Origin of the sequence: Actinomyces sp. oral taxon 181 (genome assembly GCF_018370895.1) — a bacterium.
In the GTDB taxonomy this organism is placed as follows: domain Bacteria; phylum Actinomycetota; class Actinomycetes; order Actinomycetales; family Actinomycetaceae; genus Pauljensenia.
The window spans coordinates 167,287-186,840 of sequence record NZ_JAGYZL010000002.1 but is presented as its reverse complement, the minus strand read 5'-3'; the positions used below and the strand labels follow the sequence as shown (position 1 = coordinate 186,840).

The 19,554-nt window shown below is 57.7% G+C and carries 10 protein-coding genes and 1 tRNA gene; 9 read left to right on the top strand and 2 right to left on the bottom strand.

All coding sequences use genetic code 11. The features are described 5' to 3' along the window. Positions 1 to 369: 369 nt before the first annotated feature. Complete coding sequence (locus KHW85_RS01815; protein ID WP_291458540.1) at positions 370 to 3,729, top strand: RICIN domain-containing protein; 3,360 nt, start codon at positions 370 to 372, stop codon at positions 3,727 to 3,729. Between the two features lie 89 nt (positions 3,730 to 3,818). On the opposite strand, the gene KHW85_RS01810 is transcribed toward KHW85_RS01815, so the two are convergent. Continuing rightward, a complete protein-coding gene (locus tag KHW85_RS01810; RefSeq protein ID WP_009408763.1) occupies positions 3,819 to 4,505 on the bottom strand; it encodes a uracil-DNA glycosylase in 687 nt (228 codons plus the stop codon). 121 nt (positions 4,506 to 4,626) lie between these two features. On the opposite strand from KHW85_RS01810, the gene KHW85_RS01805 reads away from it, so the two are divergent. From KHW85_RS01805 to rpoC, 4 genes are all read left to right on the top strand, one after another. Next, a complete protein-coding gene (locus tag KHW85_RS01805; protein WP_291458538.1) occupies positions 4,627 to 5,205 on the top strand; it encodes a LytR C-terminal domain-containing protein in 579 nt (192 codons plus the stop codon). 66 nt (positions 5,206 to 5,271) lie between these two features. Next, positions 5,272 to 5,345, top strand: a tRNA-Ile gene (locus KHW85_RS01800). 250 nt (positions 5,346 to 5,595) lie between these two features. Beyond that, positions 5,596 to 9,081, top strand: a complete 3,486-nt coding sequence (rpoB, locus tag KHW85_RS01795) for a DNA-directed RNA polymerase subunit beta (RefSeq protein ID WP_009408765.1) — start codon at positions 5,596 to 5,598, stop codon at positions 9,079 to 9,081. A gap of 15 nt (positions 9,082 to 9,096) precedes the next feature. Then, positions 9,097 to 12,996 (top strand): DNA-directed RNA polymerase subunit beta', encoded by a 3,900-nt coding sequence (gene rpoC, locus KHW85_RS01790; RefSeq protein ID WP_291458563.1) that lies wholly within the window; start codon positions 9,097 to 9,099, stop codon positions 12,994 to 12,996. Positions 12,997 to 13,253: 257 nt separating this feature from the next. Here the strand turns inward: rpoC and KHW85_RS01785 are convergent, their stop codons facing one another. After that, on the bottom strand, positions 13,254 to 14,417 hold the full coding sequence (locus KHW85_RS01785; RefSeq protein ID WP_178706760.1) for a hypothetical protein: 1,164 nt from the start codon (positions 14,415 to 14,417) through the stop codon (positions 13,254 to 13,256). A 603-nt stretch (positions 14,418 to 15,020) separates the two neighbouring features. Here KHW85_RS01785 and rpsL point away from each other — a divergent pair. From rpsL to tuf, 4 genes are all read left to right on the top strand, one after another. Next, on the top strand, positions 15,021 to 15,395 hold the full coding sequence (gene rpsL / locus KHW85_RS01780) for a 30S ribosomal protein S12 (RefSeq protein WP_009408771.1): 375 nt from the start codon (positions 15,021 to 15,023) through the stop codon (positions 15,393 to 15,395). Next, positions 15,395 to 15,865 carry a 30S ribosomal protein S7 gene (rpsG, locus tag KHW85_RS01775; protein ID WP_009408772.1) on the top strand — a complete coding sequence of 157 codons (471 nt, stop codon included), beginning with the start codon at positions 15,395 to 15,397 and terminating at the stop codon, positions 15,863 to 15,865. Before rpsL ends, rpsG begins: the two co-directional genes overlap by 1 nt. A gap of 82 nt (positions 15,866 to 15,947) precedes the next feature. Further along, on the top strand, positions 15,948 to 18,071 hold the full coding sequence (gene fusA / locus KHW85_RS01770) for an elongation factor G (protein WP_291458534.1): 2,124 nt from the start codon (positions 15,948 to 15,950) through the stop codon (positions 18,069 to 18,071). A gap of 162 nt (positions 18,072 to 18,233) precedes the next feature. Beyond that, positions 18,234 to 19,424 carry an elongation factor Tu gene (tuf, locus tag KHW85_RS01765; protein ID WP_178706754.1) on the top strand — a complete coding sequence of 397 codons (1,191 nt, stop codon included), beginning with the start codon at positions 18,234 to 18,236 and terminating at the stop codon, positions 19,422 to 19,424. The last annotated feature ends 130 nt before the right edge of the window (positions 19,425 to 19,554 follow it).

Below are 19,554 nucleotides of genomic sequence, written 5' to 3'. Positions count from 1 at the left end.
TCCGCGTGCGCGGTTAAGTCCTGTGGAGTGGTGTCATCGTATTGTTCGGCCAGGACAGCTCCCGTGAAGACGCCTGCCCTGACGTGATCGAGGTGATCACAGCCGACCGCCACACGGTTACACACTATGCAGGGCGCTACTGGTGTACCGATTGGATAGCGAGGTATCCATTTTTTATCCGGGAAACCGACCCCTGTTTTCCTGTGTTTTCAAGCTTTCAAAACATTTTTAAATCTCATAAATTTAGGTTGTCGCAGCAACAAATACTCCGCTCGCTCGGTAAACTCACAACTGTCCATCCAGCCTACGCAAAGGTGCGCCCCCCCCAATTCGCGCCTGAGCTTTTCACGACAGATGGGTTTACTTCTCATGCACCGTGTATATCCTTCGATGCGCCAGCGCACCCTCCGACGCATTTTCATTTCAACACTGTTGTCAACCGCGCTTGGAGTTGGAACCTCCGTACTTCCTGCACAGGCCGCTCCTACGGCTCCCTCCACTGAGGCAACACCAACGGCACCACATGCGACGCAGACGCCTTCAGTTCCCTCTGAAGCCTCGTCGGCTGCCACTCCTGAAGTCAGTGCTTCACCCTCACAAGAAGAAGGCACTGCGCCTTCCACCCAAAGCAGGCGCGTCGCTCGCTCAACTGCCGCCTCGGAAATCCTTCTTGAGCCGCAAAGGAACACCACCCAGGTGCGAGTGCGCCTCGGCGATGACGCCGCAGCCGATATCGCAGACACAATCGATACTGTTCACGTTCAGGCGACGATGAACTACCGCGGAAAAGTCACTCGCGAGATCGACAAGAAGATTCCCCTTGCGCAGGTGCAGGAGGGAAACTACTTTCTCGACTTTGGAACCTTCGGAAAATTCACTGTCGAACTTTCGACCGAGAAAAACGGTTCGCTTGTTCGACGATTCCCGAAGCAGACAGTTGGCGTAACTGCGGATAGCTACAATATTGCACCGGTCAGTGCGACACTTCCCGTCGCGATGTTCTCGCTGAACCTGTGGGGAGAAAACTCGGTTCGTAAAACGGGTCCCGTGATCGCGATGTTTGAGCGTCCCAACGCCTACGACTGGGGCGCCTTGCCCGGTCCAGCAGGTCCAGAGTATGGAGTCTACGCGCTTCCTTACCTGACCGAGCGTGAGAACGCGTTCCAGCCCGGTGGCTTTGACGAGGCCTCGCAGCAGTTCCGTAATTGCATCGATATCGTTGCCGACTATGTGCGCGACCTGCGTGAGTTGGATCCTTCTTCAGCATTCCATCTTTACTCGGTTGATATGTTCCCCAATATGGTCCAGAAGGTCATCTACGCGAACCGGATTCCTCAAGATCACTACACGATCAATCTCATCACTGATGGCGCGTATTCCTATGTGAAGTTTGCTGATCTCTATCAGGGATCAAATCCCAAGGGGACGCATGGTCGCTTGGTCCGTGAGTGGAAAGAAATGAAGGAACACGCCTATGCCAATGGGCGTGCTGATACGAAGGCATCCGATCAGGGGAGTACTGTTGACTATTTGTGGGCACTGGTTGATTCTGAGCCGAATGCGCACTGGTGGCTGGCTCGCCCGAAGCTTCTGAGTACTTCTGGAGATGGGAATGCCTTCGCGACCCAGGTTCAAAAGTCCCCTAAGGTTCGCGGAATTAATATCTCTCAACTGCTGAGTGCGAATATCAAGCCCTCGAAGGAAGCGACGGAGCAGTTTAAGGCTCTCTATAACTTCAACGATGGGTACTTCAGTGCCGCGGAACATGAGGGCAAGGATGTCCTTCTGCTTCTTGGAACGATTCATCCCAATGAGCAGGGCTTCGAGGACTACGCCCGCTTTACGAAGAGCTACTACGGGGATCGTTACGCCTACTACTACAAGGGGCACCCAGCGACGCCCACGGAAATGTCAATTCCCAAGCAAGAACAACTCAAGCGCCTAGGAATGGAAGATGTCGATGCCTCCATTGCGGCGGAATTGATTCTGTTCTTTAACCCGGGAATTGATATTGCCGGTTATCAGTCCTCAACTTTTGAGTCGACCCAGCCCGGGCGCTCGAAGGGCGTGTTTAACTACACCAAGGGTGAAGCTATGGCGAAGGCCGATTCGCCCTACCGTGACCTTGACTTCTGGATTGTCCCGATCGATCGGGCCTGGGACCAGCTGAAGCGCTTGTGCCCGGGTGGACACAGCTGCTACCAGGTGGAGTTCTCTGATGAGATCGCCGCGCGCGAAGGTTATACACACGCGCTGTGGGATGCCACTGATTCGGTCATCGTCTACTACAAGAAACAGGGGGATCGTTTCGAGAAGGTCCGCAGTCAAGATGCGATTGGTGAAAAGTCCTCGGTAGAGCCGGGGGAGTACTTCATTAAGTCAGCGCTCGCGGATCACCTGGTTCTGGATGTTCCCGGTGCTAGCCGCGATGATGGTGCGAATGTCCAGCTGTGGGACGCTAATCGAAGCGATGCCCAGAAGTGGCGTGTTTCTTATGATTCGCAAGGACTTGCGACCATCACCAATGTGGCCTCGGGTAAGGTGCTTGATGCCCAATGGGGTTCCTCGCGTCCTGGGACAAACGTTGATCAGTGGAGTTCGAATGGCACGCGCGCGCAGAAGTGGCGCATCACTTCGGACGATCAGGGCCGAGTGAAGATCGTCTCCGCTTTGGATCCCGCAATTGTTCTGGATATTGCGGCAGCCAATGCCTCAGCGGGAGCAAATGTTGGCCTGTGGAATGCAAATGGCTCTGATGCTCAGGCATTTTCATTCATTCCGACTCAGCCCAAGGTTTCCTCCGCGGGGCAGGCAGATATCACCCCCGGTTACTACGAACTGGCAAGCGTCGTTGATCCCACGAAGGCGATCGATCTGAAAGACTTCGCGATGAACAACGGAGCTCGGCTTCAGCTGTGGGGCTCAAGCAAGACCGATAATCAGATCTGGAAAATTAGCCGTGAATCTGATGGCTTCTACCGATTGGTGAATACCTGGTCGAATAAGTCCTTGGATTCCACTGATGGCACTCCGATTCCCGGTACCGAGCTCCAGCTGTGGGACACGGACATGTCAAATGCGAACCAGAAGTGGGCAATCTTCTCGGTGACGGGAGGGGCGTATATGCTCCGCAACGTCGGGACCGGTCTGGTTGTCAATCTTCGCTGGGGACAAGCGCGTAATGGTATGGCTATTGATGGCTACCTGGCCAATGGAACAACCTCTCAGCAGTGGCGTCTGAACCCGGTTCAAGGTCCCCAAGAGATCCTGGACCAGTGGGCGAAGGAGAACCGCAACTTGGTTCCTGATGGTGAGTATCAGATCCGTCCGGTTGTGGCCCCGAATAATCGTGTCGAGGTCCAATGGGCATCTCGGGACGCGGGAGCTCGCGTCTGGTCTTACCAGTCCAACGGAAGTGCGGCACAGAAGTGGCGTATCAGTCACGACGACAAGGGCTACGTGACCTTGACCAACGTGGCTTCTGGGAAAGTCTTGGATGTCTTCGCGGCGTGGAAGAATTGGCCGGCTCGGGTCAATCAGCAGCCCTCGAACTCCTCCGCAGCTCAAAAGTGGGTCATCCAAGAGCGAGGCGGCCATAAGGTTCTTGTTTCGGCACTCTCACCCATGCTGGTCCTCGATCTTGAAGGCGGGCGTAGTCAGAACGAAACAACGGTTCACCTCTATCAGGACAATGGAAGTTCGGCCCAGCGCTTTGATTTCCTGAAGTAGTCAGCTTCGCAGCCAAAATATGGGGGTGCGTTCGCGTCACTATGCGCGAGCGCACCCCTGTTTGTTGTACGTATCCCTGACGCCGAGGCCTACGGCAATCTCCAGTCCACCGGCGTTGCTCCCTGCTTCTCAAGGAGAGTATTCGCACGAGAGAAGGGCCTCGAGCCGAAGAAGCCGCGGCGCGCTGACAGGGGAGAGGGGTGTGCCGACTCGATGACTGGCGTGGATCCCAATTGCTCGCGCAGAGATTGCGCGTCGCGTCCCCACAAAATTGCGACCAGGGGTAGCGGGTTCCCGGATGCATCCCTCCGGTTCACCAAAGCATCAATTGCGCAGGAGGTAACTTCCTCCCACCCCATCTTTCGATGGGAACCGGCTTGTCCGGGCCTGACTGTCAGTACTCTGTTGAGTAGGCATACTCCCTGACGAGACCACGGTCGCAGATCGCCGCTGGTTGGCATGGGAATGCCAACATCGGTGGTGAGCTCCTTGAAAATATTGCGCAGCGAGGCCGGGAAAGGAATCCCCGGTGCGACTGAGAAACTCAGCCCAATGGCGTGGCCGGGAGTGGGGTAGGGGTCCTGCCCGACAATGAGGACCTTCACCTGGTCAAGAGGATAGGTAAAGGCTCTCAAGACATCGCTACCGGCGGGAAGATAGCCGTGTCCGGCCTCGATCTCGCGGCGCAACTGAGCTCCCAATTCATGGATTTTTCCCTCAACCGGTGCCAGCGCGCGTGCCCAAGAGGGATCGATAACGGTGTCCAAAGATTCCACGCACCTACTGTAACCTCAGGCGTGCCCAGCCACGGCCTCGACAATGGGAGGCGTTCAGGGAAATCTAAGGCACGCGGGCAGGGACTATGCGGGAGCGGGGGTATTTCGCTACTCTGAAGCCGTGACTTCACAGTATCCAAAGGACGAATTTGACCGCGCCGGCGAAGACATGCCCCAGGGCATGCACCTTCAGCAGCCCTCGCGATGGAAGAGCGTATGGCCTTTCCTTGCAGTGCTGGTGATCGTTCCCGCTGCCGCGTGGGGGATCAGCCACATCCTGACTTCGGGCGGCGCTCAGCAGAAGCCGACCACAAGCGTCTCCACGACCGCTGCAACGACCCAGGCCCCCGCCGCCTCTGCGACTACCGAGGCCACTCAGACTCCTTCCGCGGCCCCGTCGACCAGTGAGACTCCTTCTCCTTCGCCGTCGATTCCAGTGCGTCACTCCGCGAAGATTTCAGTTCTGAACGGAACCGGAACACAGGGACTGGCAGCGCAGAAGGTTTCCGCGCTTTCCTCCGCAGGCTTTGACGGTGCCACTGCAGCGAACGCGCGCGGTTGGGATACCGAAGTAACGACCGTTTACTACGAGGATCCAAACCTCAAGGCCACTGCGGAAGAGGTCGCGAAGGTCCTTGGAATCAGCCGCGTGCAACAGACGCAGACCGGCGACCCGGATGTCGTTGTCGTTCTGAAGTAACGTTTATTAGCCACTGAGCAAGGCTCGTGTTGCGCTGAAGGTGAGAGTTCGCGTTACACTTTCAGAGCCCCAATAGCTCAGTCGGTCAGAGCAGCGGACTCATAATCCGTGGGTCGTCGGTTCAAGCCCGACTTGGGGCACGGACCACGTTCTGCGAAGAGCTTCAATGGCTGAAGTTGGACTGAGCGCCAGCTGAACGTGAGGTTGGACATATTCTCGTCCGTACATTGCACCCCTATATTCGTGTGCCTATTATGAGTATTTGCGCTTTATTGTGCCCGAGGTGACCCGTACCCATTCGCTGTAATAGGCGCTGGGCGGATGTGGACGGTGTCAGTTAATGGGCTAAAAGGCGTGTGCGCGCAATGAAAACGCAGGGAAGGACCCCCGTTGGCTGCAAGTACCAACACTGCCAACCAGCCCAAGAACCGCATTTCTTTCGCTAAGCTCCGCGAGCCCCTGCAGGCACCGAACCTGCTCGGCCTGCAGACCGAAAGCTTTGACTGGTTACTGGGAAACGATGCATGGAAAGCACGCGTGGATGCCGCAAAGGCTGCTGGACGCGTAGATGTTCCGGATGTTTCCGGCCTTGAAGAAATTTTCCAGGAGATCTCGCCGATTGAAGACGTGGCCCGCACCATGTCTCTGTCGTTCCGTGATCACCGCTTGGAGCGACCGAAGTACTCGGTTGAAGAAGCAAAAGCTAAGGATTACACCTACTCGGCACCCATGTATGTGACCGCCGAGTTCATGAACTACAACACGGGTGAAATTAAGTCCCAGACCGTGTTCATGGGCGATTTCCCGCTCATGACCCCCCGTGGCACCTTCATCATCAACGGCACCGAGCGTGTCGTTGTCTCTCAGCTGGTTCGTTCGCCCGGTGTCTACTTTGAACGTACCTCGGATCGCGGTTCCGACAAGGAAATCTTCAACGCGAAGATCATCCCCAGCCGCGGTGCATGGCTGGAGTTCGAGATCGATAAGCGCGACGCTGTCGGCGTGCGTATCGACCGTAAGCGTAAGCAGTCGGTAACCCACTTCCTGAAGGCAATTGGCCTGACGGAAGGTGAGATTCGCGAGCAGTTCGCCGCGTACCCGATTCTTCTTGAGACTCTTGAGAAGGACACCGCGCGTACCCGCGAAGAGGCACTGACCGATATCTACCGCAAGTTGCGCCCGGGTGAGCCCGCAAACGTCGAGGCCGCTGAAGCGCTCCTGCACAACTTCTACTTCGATCCCAAGCGCTACGACCTGGCAAAGGTCGGCCGCTACAAGATCAACAAGAAGCTTGCGGTTGATTCCCCCGAAGGCACCTCTGAATTGGTGCTCTCGATCAACGACATCGTTGCAACTGTGAAGTACCTGCTTGCTCTGCACGCAGGTGAGAAGACCTTCGCAGGCGTCCGCCACGGCGAGCCCGTCGAGGTCCGCGTTGAGTCCGACGACATCGACCACTTCGGTAACCGTCGTATTCGCGCTGTGGGTGAGCTGATCCAGGCTCAGGTCCGCACCGGTCTTGCACGTATGGAGCGCACCGTCCGCGAACGTATGACCACTCAGGAAACGGACTCTATTACTCCGCAATCCCTGATCAACATTCGTCCCGTCGTTGCGGCAATCAAGGAGTTCTTCGGAACCTCTCAGCTGTCGCAGTTCATGGACCAGAACAACCCGCTGGCCGGTCTGACGCACAAGCGCCGTCTGTCGGCACTGGGCCCCGGTGGTCTGTCTCGCGATCGCGCCTCCATGGAGGTTCGTGACGTTCACCCCTCGCACTACGGACGTATGTGCCCGATTGAAACCCCTGAAGGCCCGAACATTGGTCTGATCGGTTCGCTGGCAACCTTTGCTCGTATCAACCCCTTCGGTTTCATCGAGACCCCCTACCGTATTGTTCGCAACGGACAGGTGACCGATGAGGTCAACTATCTAACCGCTGATGATGAAAAGGGACACTTCATCGCTCAGGCTTCTTCGCCTGTCGATGATGAGGGCCACTTCATTGATGAGCAGGTTCTGTGCCGTGTTGCAGGCGAGGATCCGACGCTGATCGCCCGTGATCGCGTGGATTACATGGACGTTTCCGCACGCCAGATGGTGTCTGTGGCAACCGCGTTCATTCCCTTCCTCGAGCACGACGATGCAAACCGAGCCCTCATGGGTGCGAACATGCAGCGTCAGGCTGTTCCCTTGCTCACCACGGAAGCGCCGCTGGTGGGTACCGGTATGGAACAGCGTGCCGCACATGACTCCGGTGAGATGGTCATCGCTCAGCACTCCGGTGTTGTCACCGAAGTTTCCGCCGACCTGGTCGTCGTGACCACGGACGAAGGTGGACGCGATACCTACCGCCTCGAAAAGTTCGAGCGCTCGAACCCCGGCAACTGCACCAACCAGCGCGTCATCGTTGATGAAGGCCAGCGCGTGGAGGTCGGCGATGTCCTCGCTGACGGCCCCGCTACCGACAACGGTGAAGTTGCACTGGGTAAGAACCTGCTGGTTGCTTACATGTCGTGGGAAGGCCTCAACTACGAGGATGCCATCATCCTGAGCCGTCGCGTTGTTGAAGACGATGTTCTGACCTCGATTCACATCGAAGAATATGAAGTCGACGCCCGCGAAACCAAGCTCGGTGAAGAAGAGATCACCCGCGATATTCCGAACGTTTCGGAAGAGTCGCTGGCTGATCTTGACGAACGCGGCATCATTCGTATTGGCGCCGAGGTCACCGCTGGCGACATCCTCGTCGGTAAGGTCACCCCGAAGGGTGAAACCGAGCTGACCTCCGAAGAGCGCCTGCTGCGCGCAATCTTCGGTGAGAAGGCCCGCGAGGTTCGCGATACCTCGCTGCGTGTTCCCCACGGTGAAGAGGGCATCGTTATTGGCGTTCGTGAATTTAACGACGACGAAGACGATCTCAACCCCGGCGTGCGCCAGACCGTTCGCGTCTATGTCGCACAGCGCCGCAAGATCACCATTGGTGACAAGATGGCAGGCCGTCACGGTAACAAGGGTGTCGTTTCCAAGATCCTCCCGGTCGAAGACATGCCCTTCCTCGAGGACGGAACCCCGGTTGATATCATCCTCAACCCGCTGGGTGTCCCCGGCCGTATGAACGTCGGTCAGGTCCTTGAGTTCCACCTCGGTTGGCTTGCCCACCAGGGTTGGGACGTCTCGGCAGCTGTCAAGGCTGGCGAAGAGTGGACCAAGCACCTTCCCAAGGACGGCATTACCGTTGCCCCCGAGACCCCCGTCGCGACCCCGGTCTTCGATGGCCTCGAGGCCGAAGAGCTCGCAGGTCTGCTGCGCAACGTCAACCCCAACCGCGATGGTGACGTTCTCACCAACGCCGAGGGCAAGGCGCGTCTCTTCGACGGTCGTTCCGGTGAACCCTTCCCGTACCCGATCGCAGTGGGCTACGCCTACATGCTCAAGCTGCACCACCTGGTTGACGACAAGATTCACGCTCGCTCGACCGGTCCGTACTCGATGATTACGCAGCAGCCCCTGGGTGGTAAGGCTCAATTCGGTGGCCAGCGCTTCGGTGAAATGGAAGTGTGGGCCCTGGAGGCGTACGGCGCTGCCTACGCACTGCAGGAACTGCTCACCATCAAGTCCGATGACACCACCGGACGTGTCAAGGTTTACGAGGCAATTGTTAAGGGCGAGGACATCCCCGAACCCGGCATCCCCGAATCCTTCCGTGTTCTGATCCAGGAAATGCGTTCGCTGTGCCTGAACGTCGAAGCTCTCGACGCAGCCGGCAACGTGATTGACCTGCGTGAAGAAGATGACGACTTCAATGCGCGTGAGGAACTGGGCATCACTCTTGATGCGCGTCCGAACGCCGCGGCGACCATCGATGCGATCTGATAAGGAGCAATGACTTTGCTGGACGCCAAGACGTTCGACAGTTTGAAGATCACCCTGGCCACGGGCGACGATATCGCCTCGTGGAGCCACGGTGAAGTGAAGAAGCCGGAGACCATCAACTACCGTACGCTCAAGCCCGAGCGTGACGGTCTGTTCGGTGAGCAGATCTTCGGCCCCACCCGCGACTGGGAATGCGCGTGTGGTAAGTACAAGCGCGTGCGCTACAAGGGCATCATCTGCGAAAAGTGTGGTGTTGAGGTGACGCGCTCCAAGGTGCGTCGTGAGCGTATGGGTCACATTGACCTTGCCGCCCCCGTCACCCACATCTGGTACTTCAAGGGTGTTCCCTCGCGCCTGGGCTACGTGCTGGATCTGGCTCCGAAGGACCTGGAAAAGGTCATTTACTTCGCTGCCTACATGATCACCGAGGTCGACGAAAAGGGCCGTGACGAAGATCTGATGGATCTGCGTTCTGAGCTCGAGGTCGAAAAGACCCACCTCGAGAACCAGCGCGATGCTGCGATCAACGAATTTGCAGAGCGCCTGGAAGCAGAGATCGCTGAACTCGAAGCAGGCGATGCATCCGCAACCGAGATCGAGCGCCGCCGCAAGGCAGGCGAACGCGATATGGCCAAGATCCGTCGTCGTTACGAGGGCGATATCGAAGGCCTGGAGACGGTGTGGGAGCGCTTCAAGTCCCTCAAGGTCGGTGACCTCGAAGGTGATGAGCGCCTCTACCGTGCGATGGTTGCCCGCTATGGCACCTACTTCAAGGGTGACATGGGTGCATCCGCCATCCAAAAGCGCCTGCAGACCTTCGATCTGGAGAGCGAAGTTGAACAGCTTCGTGCAACCATTCAGAACGAAAATGGCCCGCGTAAGACACGTGCCATCAAGCGTTTGAAGGTTATCAACGCCTTCGTTGCGACCGGCAACAAGCCCGAGTCCATGGTTCTGACGAAGATTCCGGTTATTCCGCCGGACCTGCGCCCCATGGTTCAGCTTGATGGTGGCCGTTTCGCGACCTCTGACCTGAACGACCTGTACCGTCGCGTGATCAACCGCAACACCCGACTCAAGCGTCTGCTTGAGCTGGGCGCGCCTGAGATCATCGTCAACAACGAGAAGCGCATGCTTCAGGAATCCGTTGACGCTCTCTTCGATAACGGACGTCGCGGCCGCCCCGTTGCAGGCCCCGGTAACCGTCCGCTCAAGTCGATCTCTGACATGCTCAAGGGTAAGCAGGGTCGTTTCCGTCAGAACCTTCTGGGTAAGCGCGTCGACTACTCGGGTCGTTCCGTTATCGTCGTCGGCCCGCAGCTGAAGCTCCACCAGTGTGGTCTGCCCAAGCAGATGGCTCTGGAACTCTTCAAGCCCTTCGTCATGAAGCGCCTGGTTGAGAAGAACTTCGCCCAGAATGTGAAGGCTGCAAAGCGCAAGGTTGAACGCCAGCGCCCCGAGGTGTGGGACGTCCTCGACGACGTGATCCGCGAGCACCCCGTGCTGCTCAACCGTGCACCTACGCTGCACCGCCTGGGTATTCAGGCATTTGAGCCCCAGCTCATTGAAGGTAAGGCAATCCAGCTGCACCCGCTGGCTTGTGGCGCCTTCAACGCAGACTTCGACGGCGACCAGATGGCAGTTCACCTGCCCCTTGGTGCAGAGGCACAGGCCGAGGCCCGTATCCTCATGCTGTCGACCAACAACATTCTGAAGCCCTCTGATGGACGCCCCGTTGCCATGCCTTCACAGGACATGATCATCGGTCTGTTCCACCTGACTTCGGATCCCGATCCGTCGCTTCCGGTTGCTCGTGATGAGAACGGCGAGGAAATCATCCCCGTCTACTCTACGGTCGCCGAAGCACGCATGGCCTTCGACAACGGTGATCTTCACCTGAACCAGCGCGCACGTATCCGCTTCGCGGGTATTGTTCCGCCGCTGGATTGGGAAGCACCCGAGGGCTGGAGCGAAGGCGACGACATCATTCTGGAAACTTCGCTGGGCCGCGCGATCTTCAACGAGCAGCTCCCTGTCGACTACCCCTTCGTCAACGAAGTTGTCGGCAAGAAGCAGCTGGGCCAGATCGTTAACACCCTGACCGAGCGTTACCCGAATGTTCTGGTCGCTGACTGCTTGGATGCACTCAAGTCCGCTGGTTTCCACTGGTCGACATGGTCGGGCATCACCATTGCCTTCTCGGATATTCAGGCATCGCCGAACAAGCGTGCAATCCTTGCTCGTTACGAGGCCAAGGCCGCTGAGATCCAGGATCAGTTCGAGACCGGTATCATCCTTGAGGAAACCCGCTACGAAGAGCTGGTTGACCTGTGGCTGAAGTGCACCGAAGAGGTCGCAGAAGATATGCGCGATCACTTCACCGCACGTAACACCGTGTACCGAATGGTTTCATCCGGTGCTCGTGGTAACTGGTCGCAGGTTCAGCAGCTGGCTGGTATGCGTGGTCTGGTGTCTGACCCGAAGCAGAAGCTCATCGAGCAGCCCATTAAGGCGAACTACCGCGAGGGCCTGACGGTTCTCGAGTACTTCATCGCTACCCACGGTGCTCGTAAGGGTCTGGCTGATACCGCACTTCGTACCGCGGAGTCTGGCTACCTGACCCGTCGTCTTGTCGACGTCTCACAGGACGTCATCGTCCGAGAGGCCGACTGTGGCACTCGTCAGGGCGTGCGCATCAAGATCGCGCAGAAGAACTCTGCGGGTGAATGGGAAGCTATGGACACCATCGAGACCACTGCTTACGCACGTACTCTGGCCCGCGATGCGGTTGCGGAAGACGGTACTGTTGTTGCCCACGCCGGCGATGACCTCGGCGATGCACAGCTCGCTGAGCTGGTTGCAGCCGGAGTTGAGGAAGTTGTCTGCCGCTCCGTCCTGACCTGTGAGTCTCAGGTTGGTACCTGTGCGACCTGCTACGGTCGTTCACTGGCCACTGGCAAGCAGGTGGATATCGGCGAGGCCGTCGGTATTATCGCCGCCCAGTCGATTGGTGAACCCGGTACTCAGCTGACGATGCGTACCTTCCACACCGGTGGTGCGGCCTCGGCAGCCGACATTACCCAGGGTCTGCCGCGTGTTCAGGAGCTCTTCGAGGCGCGTAGCCCGAAGGTCGAAGCCAAGATGAACGAGGCCGCTGGTCGCGTTCACATTGACGATGAAGATCCTTCGGTACGTCGCATCGTCATCATCCGTGATGACGGTAAGGAAGATTCGGTCGTCGAGGTTTCTCGTCGCCAGAAGCTTCTGGTCGAAGAGGGCCAGCACATCGATGCCGGTACCGCACTGACCGAAGGTCAGCTGGATCCCAAGGAAGTTCTGCGCATCATGGGCCGCAACGTCGCTCAGAAGCAGCTTGTGGACGAGGTTCAGAAGGTCTACCGCGATCAGGGCGTTGGTATCCACTCCAAGCACATCGAGGTTATTGTCCGCCAGATGCTCCGCAAGGTCACCATCCTGGAGCCCGGCGACACCTCCTTCATGCCCGGCGAACTTGTCGACCGCATGGCCTACTTGGCACAGAACCGCAAGGTTGCTGCTGAAGGTGGCCAGCCTGCATCCGGTCGTCAGATGCTCATGGGCATCACGAAGGCCTCGCTGGCAACCGACTCCTGGTTGTCCGCAGCGTCCTTCCAGGAGACCACGAAGGTTCTGACCGAGGCCGCCATGAACGGCAAGTCGGATCAGCTTCTTGGCCTCAAGGAGAACGTCATTCTCGGTAAACTCATCCCGGCAGGTACCGGCCTGTCCCGTTACAACAACGTCACGGTTGAGCCCACCCCCGAGGCAATGGCGAACTCGAACTACTCCGAGCTCGATTTCCAAGATGGCCAGGTGTCCGCGGACTTCCTGGATGCCCTTGGAGCGATCGACTTCGGAATGACCTTCAAGGAGTAATCCTGTTGGAGTTAATCCGGTGAGCATCGGACAGCTTCAGCCTTGACGGGCGTTAGGTTCTGACGGTCATGTGGCTTTGTGGTCATATGGTTCTGATCGCTGTAACGCTCTAGAGGTCGTAAGGCCCGGTCTGCTTGTGCAGACCGGGCCTTCACTATTACCACTAGGCAACCAGTGTCCGTCGCCTATCGCCGGTCGTATTCCGTCCTCTGCCGTCCCGCTCCGTCCTCTCCTGGTTTAGCTCACTGGTTCCGGGCCTATTGCTGTTCTAAGGCCGCAGGTGAGTGAGCTAAAACAGGAATGCGTGAGCCAAACCCGGGGTCCGGTTGGTCAACGGCGCCTACAAATCCGGTTGAGCGATGCCTATTTGTGTGGATGCGACGTTTTGGTCCGTCGCATTCGGCGCTGGGAATAGACCATATTCGTGCGCATTCCGAGCTCGGCGGAAGACGTTTCACCCCCAAATTTGATGCAATGGCACGACGTAAAGCTGGAAAGTCTTCAAGGTCTGCCCATGAAACTCTGAAGATTTTCCATCCGAGATTAATGAGATCCTGCTGGCGACGCATCCATGCGTGTTCTGCGGATAATCCGTCTGAACGTGGAAGAGAAAGTTTGCTCACTCCGTCTGTCTCGATGACCAACTGGAGAGCGGGAATAACAATGTCGCCGAAATAGCGACCATATCTGCCGTAAATCTCAAATTGTGTTACAACTTCACCGGAATAAAGAGTGCGAACTACCCAAAGAACCGCGGCCTCGAAAATGTTATCGCAGCCACCGTCGGCAAAAGCGAGAATCGAATGCGCTATCGCATAATTCCGGTGCGATAGTTGATCGTCTAAAACGGCGAATAGTCTTTCTCTTGCTATCTCAACGCGAGTTCTAGATATTTCCAGCGCAAAATGCGAAAAGTCTGAAAGCGAATGTAACGCCATGCACGCGGCTACAAAGGCCTCAAGAGGTTCTTCCTTGAGTGCAATTCGAACTACTGCGCTTTCAACAGACTCAACAGCGAGGCCGTCGGGAAGCCGCACCACCGTGTGGGGTTTGTGAGAACGAAGAGTAATCGCACACGGAGGAACGCACATATTCTGAAACTTCACACTGGCGAAGGGGATAGTTCGTCTACCCCCGTCTTCGCACCAATACTCAACATTCGGATTCGTCACCCATGTATGGATTGAATGAAGAAGCAGGGCGGATCTTCCGGTAAATATGCGTTCGCTCCGGGCGAGCGCAGCTGATGCGAATACGCGGGAGAGTGCAACGGCCTGCCACAAATCCCAGAGAGGAACTTTGTCTGACGAATGAAAACGCGCGTAGTAGCCGCGTCGAATTCGACAGACTGCTGAATCTTCGCGTAAATGACGGAATGTATTATGTCGAGTTTGAATGTTCTCAATGGTGACGGTACTCATTTCGTCAGTGTCTCTAAAGGAAAGGGCCTCGAAACCCAGAATCGTGTTGTTGTGGAAAACACCGATTCTTGGGTATTCCTGTGGAAAGAGGGATAGAGCGGTGCGATGGGGAGGTTTCGCCCGGTGCTGGTTCTGTTCTAGAGCGGTGTGCTCCTGGTTTAGCTCACTAATTCCGGGCATATTGCTGTTCTAAGGCTGCAGGTGAGCGAGCTAAATCAGGAATGGGCGAGCTAAGACAGAAGTGGTCAGTCCCACAAGCAATGTGAACAATCTGCCTTTGACTACGCGGCGTGAGACTGAGTATTCTTGAACGCGGTACCCGTGACTGTACGGGTTTCCTATGTCCACATTATGTGTGACAGTTCCCGAGCGGTTCTTCTCCGTGAGTTTATCGCGGCGACTATGAGCCACATGTGGAACGCGCGGGCTCCCTCCGTCGGAGCTCCGGGTGTCATTCTCTGACGCGGCTTAAGCCTCGTTATCATGGCACGCCGGCCCCTGGCGGATCGCTGTGCGCGCTGGGGGATTCAAGCAGTCGCGGAAGACTGAGACATGGGTTTAAGGGAATCCTTAAACCGTAGACGGAATTGAACTGGAGAACCAGTGCCTACCATTCAGCAGCTCGTCCGCAAGGGCCGCAGCTCCAAGCGTGCGAAGGTGAAGACCCCCGCGCTTAAGGGCTCGCCCCAGCGTCGCGGCGTGTGCACCCGTGTGTACACCACAACCCCTAAGAAGCCGAACTCGGCTCTGCGTAAGGTCGCTCGTGTGCGCCTTTCGTCTGGCATCGAGGTCACCGCGTACATTCCCGGTGAAGGCCACAACCTGCAGGAACACTCGATCGTCCTCGTTCGTGGCGGTCGTGTGAAGGACCTCCCCGGCGTGCGTTACCGCATCGTCCGTGGCGCTCTCGACACCCAGGGTGTCCGTGGTCGCCAGCAGGCCCGTTCCCGTTACGGCGCAAAGAAGGAGAAGAAGTAATGCCTCGTAAAGGCCCCGCTCCCAAGCGCCCCCTGGTCGACGACCCGGTATACGGCTCAAAGATCGTGACCCAGCTCGTGAACCGCGTGCTCCTCGACGGTAAGAAGACCGTTGCAGAGCGCATTGTTTACGGCGCACTCGAAATGGTTCGTGAGCGTACCGAGCAGGAACCTGTTTCCGTGCTCAAGCGCGCACTGGACAACATTCGCCCGGCCCTTGAAGTTCGCTCCCGCCGTGTTGGTGGCGCGACCTACCAGGTCCCGGTTGAGGTTCGCCCCGCACGTGCGACCACCCTCGCACTGCGTTGGCTCGTGGACTTCTCGCGTCAGCGTCGTGAGAAGACCATGACCGAGCGTCTCGCCAACGAGATTCTCGATGCCTCCAACGGTCTTGGCGCCGCTGTCAAGCGTCGTGAAGACATGCACAAGATGGCTGAGTCGAACCGCGCGTTCGCTCACTACCGCTGGTGATCACCCCTCCCGCTTCGCGATGACCCCATCCGGAGCGGGCAGGATGTTTTAACACCCTCACTTCAAACGAAGGACTGATGTAGTGGCACACGAGGTGCTTACTGACCTCAATAAGGTTCGCAACATCGGCATCATGGCTCACATCGATGCCGGCAAGACCACCGTGACCGAACGTATTCTGTTCTACACGGGCATCAACTACAAGATTGGCGAGACGCACGATGGCGCCTCGACCACCGACTGGATGGAGCAGGAAAAGGAGCGTGGTATTACCATCACCTCCGCAGCCGTGACCTCCTTCTGGAACGGTAACCAAATCAACATCATCGACACCCCCGGTCACGTTGACTTCACGGTTGAGGTTGAGCGCTCGCTGCGCGTCCTCGACGGTGCAGTTGCCGTGTTCGACGGTAAGGAAGGTGTCGAGCCCCAGTCTGAGACCGTGTGGCGTCAGGCTGACAAGTACGACGTCCCCCGTATCTGCTTCATCAACAAGATGGACAAGATGGGCGCAGACTTCTACTTCTCGGTCCAGACCATTCGCGACCGCCTTCACGCAACCCCGATCGTCATGCACCTGCCCATCGGCGCAGAGAATGACTTCGAGGGAACCGTTGACCTGCTCACCATGGAGTCCGTGCGTTACCCCGCCAAGGACGAGAACGGCCAGCCCACGCTTGGCGCCCTCGTCGTTCGCGGCGAGATCCCCGCAGAGCTCCAGGAGAAGGCAGAAGAGTACCGCGAGGCGCTCATGGAAGCTGCAGCGGAAGGCTCTGACGAGCTGACCGAGGCCTACCTTGAGAACGGCGAACTGACCGTTGAGCAGATCAAGCAGGGCGTTCGTGCGCTGACCATCTCCGGTCGCGCATTCCCCGTCTTCTGCGGTACCGCGCTGCGCAACATGGGTATTCAGCCCGTGCTCGATGCGGTTATCGACTACCTGCCCTCGCCGCTGGATATCCCCGCGGTTCGCGGCTTCAAGCCCGGACACGACGAAGAAGAGCGCAATGAGGTCCGCGAGGCCTCGGAGAAGGAACCCTTCGCAGCGCTGGCCTTCAAGATCGCAGCTCACCCCTTCTACGGCAAGCTGACCTTCATCCGTGTCTACTCCGGCAAGCTGGAAGCTGGCTCGCAGGTCCTCAACTCGACCAAGGGCAAGAAGGAGCGCATCGGCAAGATCTTCCAGATGCACTCCAACAAGGAAAACCCGGTCGAAGAGGCACATGCAGGCCACATCTACGCCGTTATCGGCCTCAAGGACACCACCACTGGCGATACGCTCTGCGCGATCGACAAGCCGGTTGTTCTCGAGTCCATGACCTTCCCCAAGCCCGTGATCCACGTGGCCGTTGAGCCCAAGTCGAAGGCTGACCAGGAGAAGATGGGCGTCGCCATCCAGAAGCTGGCTGAAGAAGACCCGACCTTCACGGTCGAGCTCGATCCCGAAACCGGCCAGACCGTCATCGGCGGTATGGGTGAGCTTCACCTCGACATCATCGTTGACCGTATGCGTCGCGAATTCAAGGTCGAGGCAAACGTTGGTAAGCCCATGGTTGCTTACCGCGAAACCATTCGTAAGAACGTCGAAAAGTTCGAGTACACGCACAAGAAGCAGACCGGTGGTTCAGGTCAGTTCGCGCGTGTCATCATCGCGCTTGAGCCCATCCCGGCCGGATCCGAAAAAGAGTACATCTTCGAGGACAAGGTCACAGGTGGACGCGTTCCTCGCGAATACATCCCCTCGGTCGACGCTGGTATTCAGGACGCCATGCAGAATGGTGTTCTTGCCGGTTACCCGATGGTTGATGTCAAGGCAACTCTGCTTGATGGTGCATACCACGAAGTTGACTCTTCGGAAATGGCCTTCAAGATCGCAGGTTCGATGGCATTCCGCGAGGCCGCAAAGAAGGCTTCACCGGTTCTGCTCGAGCCGATCATGGCCGTCGAGGTCCGTACGCCCGAAGAATACATGGGCGACGTCATCGGCGACCTGAACTCTCGTCGTGGTGCAGTCCAGTCCATGGATGAGCAGCACGGTGTGCGCGTGGTCCGCGCACAGGTTCCGCTGTCAGAAATGTTTGGTTACATTGGTGATCTGCGTTCCAAGACGCAGGGTCGCGCAGTGTACTCTATGCAGTTCGATAGCTACGCCGAGGTCCCGCGTAACGTCGCGGATGAGATCATCGGAAAGTCTCGGGGCGAGTGAGTCCCACAGGGTTGGATGCGGCTCAGGAACAGCCAAAATTGTTCCTGAGCTGTGACCGACCTGACAAGAATCAATAAACCTGTAGGTCTCATGCCCCATTGGGTGTTATGCTGACACCTAGCCATAGGCTGAGAATTTCTACCCGAGTCCAGGAGGACACAAGTGGCGAAGGCCAAGTTCGAGCGCACCAAGCCGCACGTCAACATCGGTACCATCGGTCACGTTGACCACGGCAAGACCACGCTGACTGCAGCAATCACCAAGGTTCTGCACGACAAGTACCCGGATCTGAACGAGTTCACCCCCTTCGATCAGGTCGATAACGCTCCTGAAGAGCGCGATCGCGGTATTACCATTAACGTCTCTCACGTTGAGTACCAGACCGAGAAGCGTCACTACGCACACGTTGACGCCCCCGGCCACGCTGACTACGTGAAGAACATGATCACCGGTGCGGCACAGATGGATGGCGCCATCCTCGTTGTCGCCGCCACCGACGGCCCCATGGCCCAGACCCGCGAGCACGTTCTGCTCGCCCGTCAGGTCGGCGTGCCCACCATCCTCGTCGCCCTGAACAAGGCCGACATGGTTGATGACGAAGAAATGCTGGAGCTCGTTGAGGAAGAGGTCCGTGACCTCCTGTCCTCGCAGGGCTTCGACGGCGAGAACGCTCCCGTCATCAAGGTTTCGGCTCTGAAGGCCCTCGAGGGTGACCCCGAGTGGACCGCCAAGGTCGAAGAGCTCATGGACGCTGTGGACGACTACGTTCCCACCCCCGAGCGCGACATGGACAAGCCCTTCCTCATGCCGATCGAAGACGTCTTCACGATCACCGGTCGTGGCACCGTCGTTACCGGTCGTGTCGAGCGTGGCAAGCTGCCGATCAACTCCGAAGTTGAGATCCTCGGTATCCGCGAGCCCCAGAAGACCACCGTCACCGGCATCGAAATGTTCCACAAGTCGATGGACGAAGCATGGGCAGGCGAGAACTGTGGTCTGCTTCTCCGTGGCACCAAGCGCGACGAGGTCGAGCGTGGCCAGGTTGTGGCAGTCCCCGGCTCCATCACGCCTCACACCGAGTTCGAGGGCCAGGTCTACATCCTGAAGAAGGAAGAAGGCGGACGTCACAACCCGTTCTTCTCCAACTACCGTCCTCAGTTCTACTTCCGTACCACCGACGTGACCGGCGTCATCACCCTTCCCGAGGGCACCGACATGGTCATGCCTGGCGACACCACTGAGATCACCGTTCAGCTGATCCAGCCCATCGCCATGGAGCCCGGCCTCGGCTTCGCAATCCGTGAAGGTGGCCGCACCGTTGGTTCCGGTCGTGTGACCAAGATCCTGAAGTGACTTTGTTGATCGCCTAGCGATCGCTGAATCTTCAGTAGAGCAGGTCCGTTCTTTTGAACGGGCCTGCTCTTTTGTTGTCGATTGTGGGGGAGTGGCGTATGCAAAGGTGACCGATCTGACTTTGCGACAC

Excerpts from the sequence above, each read along its gene's own strand:
- KHW85_RS01815 (WP_291458540.1), top strand. The coding sequence starts at position 370 with ATGCACCGTGTATATCCTTCGATGCGCCAGCGCACCCTCCGACGCATT.
- KHW85_RS01785 (WP_178706760.1), bottom strand. The coding sequence starts at position 14,417 with ATGAGTACCGTCACCATTGAGAACATTCAAACTCGACATAATACATTC.
- rpsG (WP_009408772.1), top strand. The coding sequence starts at position 15,395 with ATGCCTCGTAAAGGCCCCGCTCCCAAGCGCCCCCTGGTCGACGACCCG.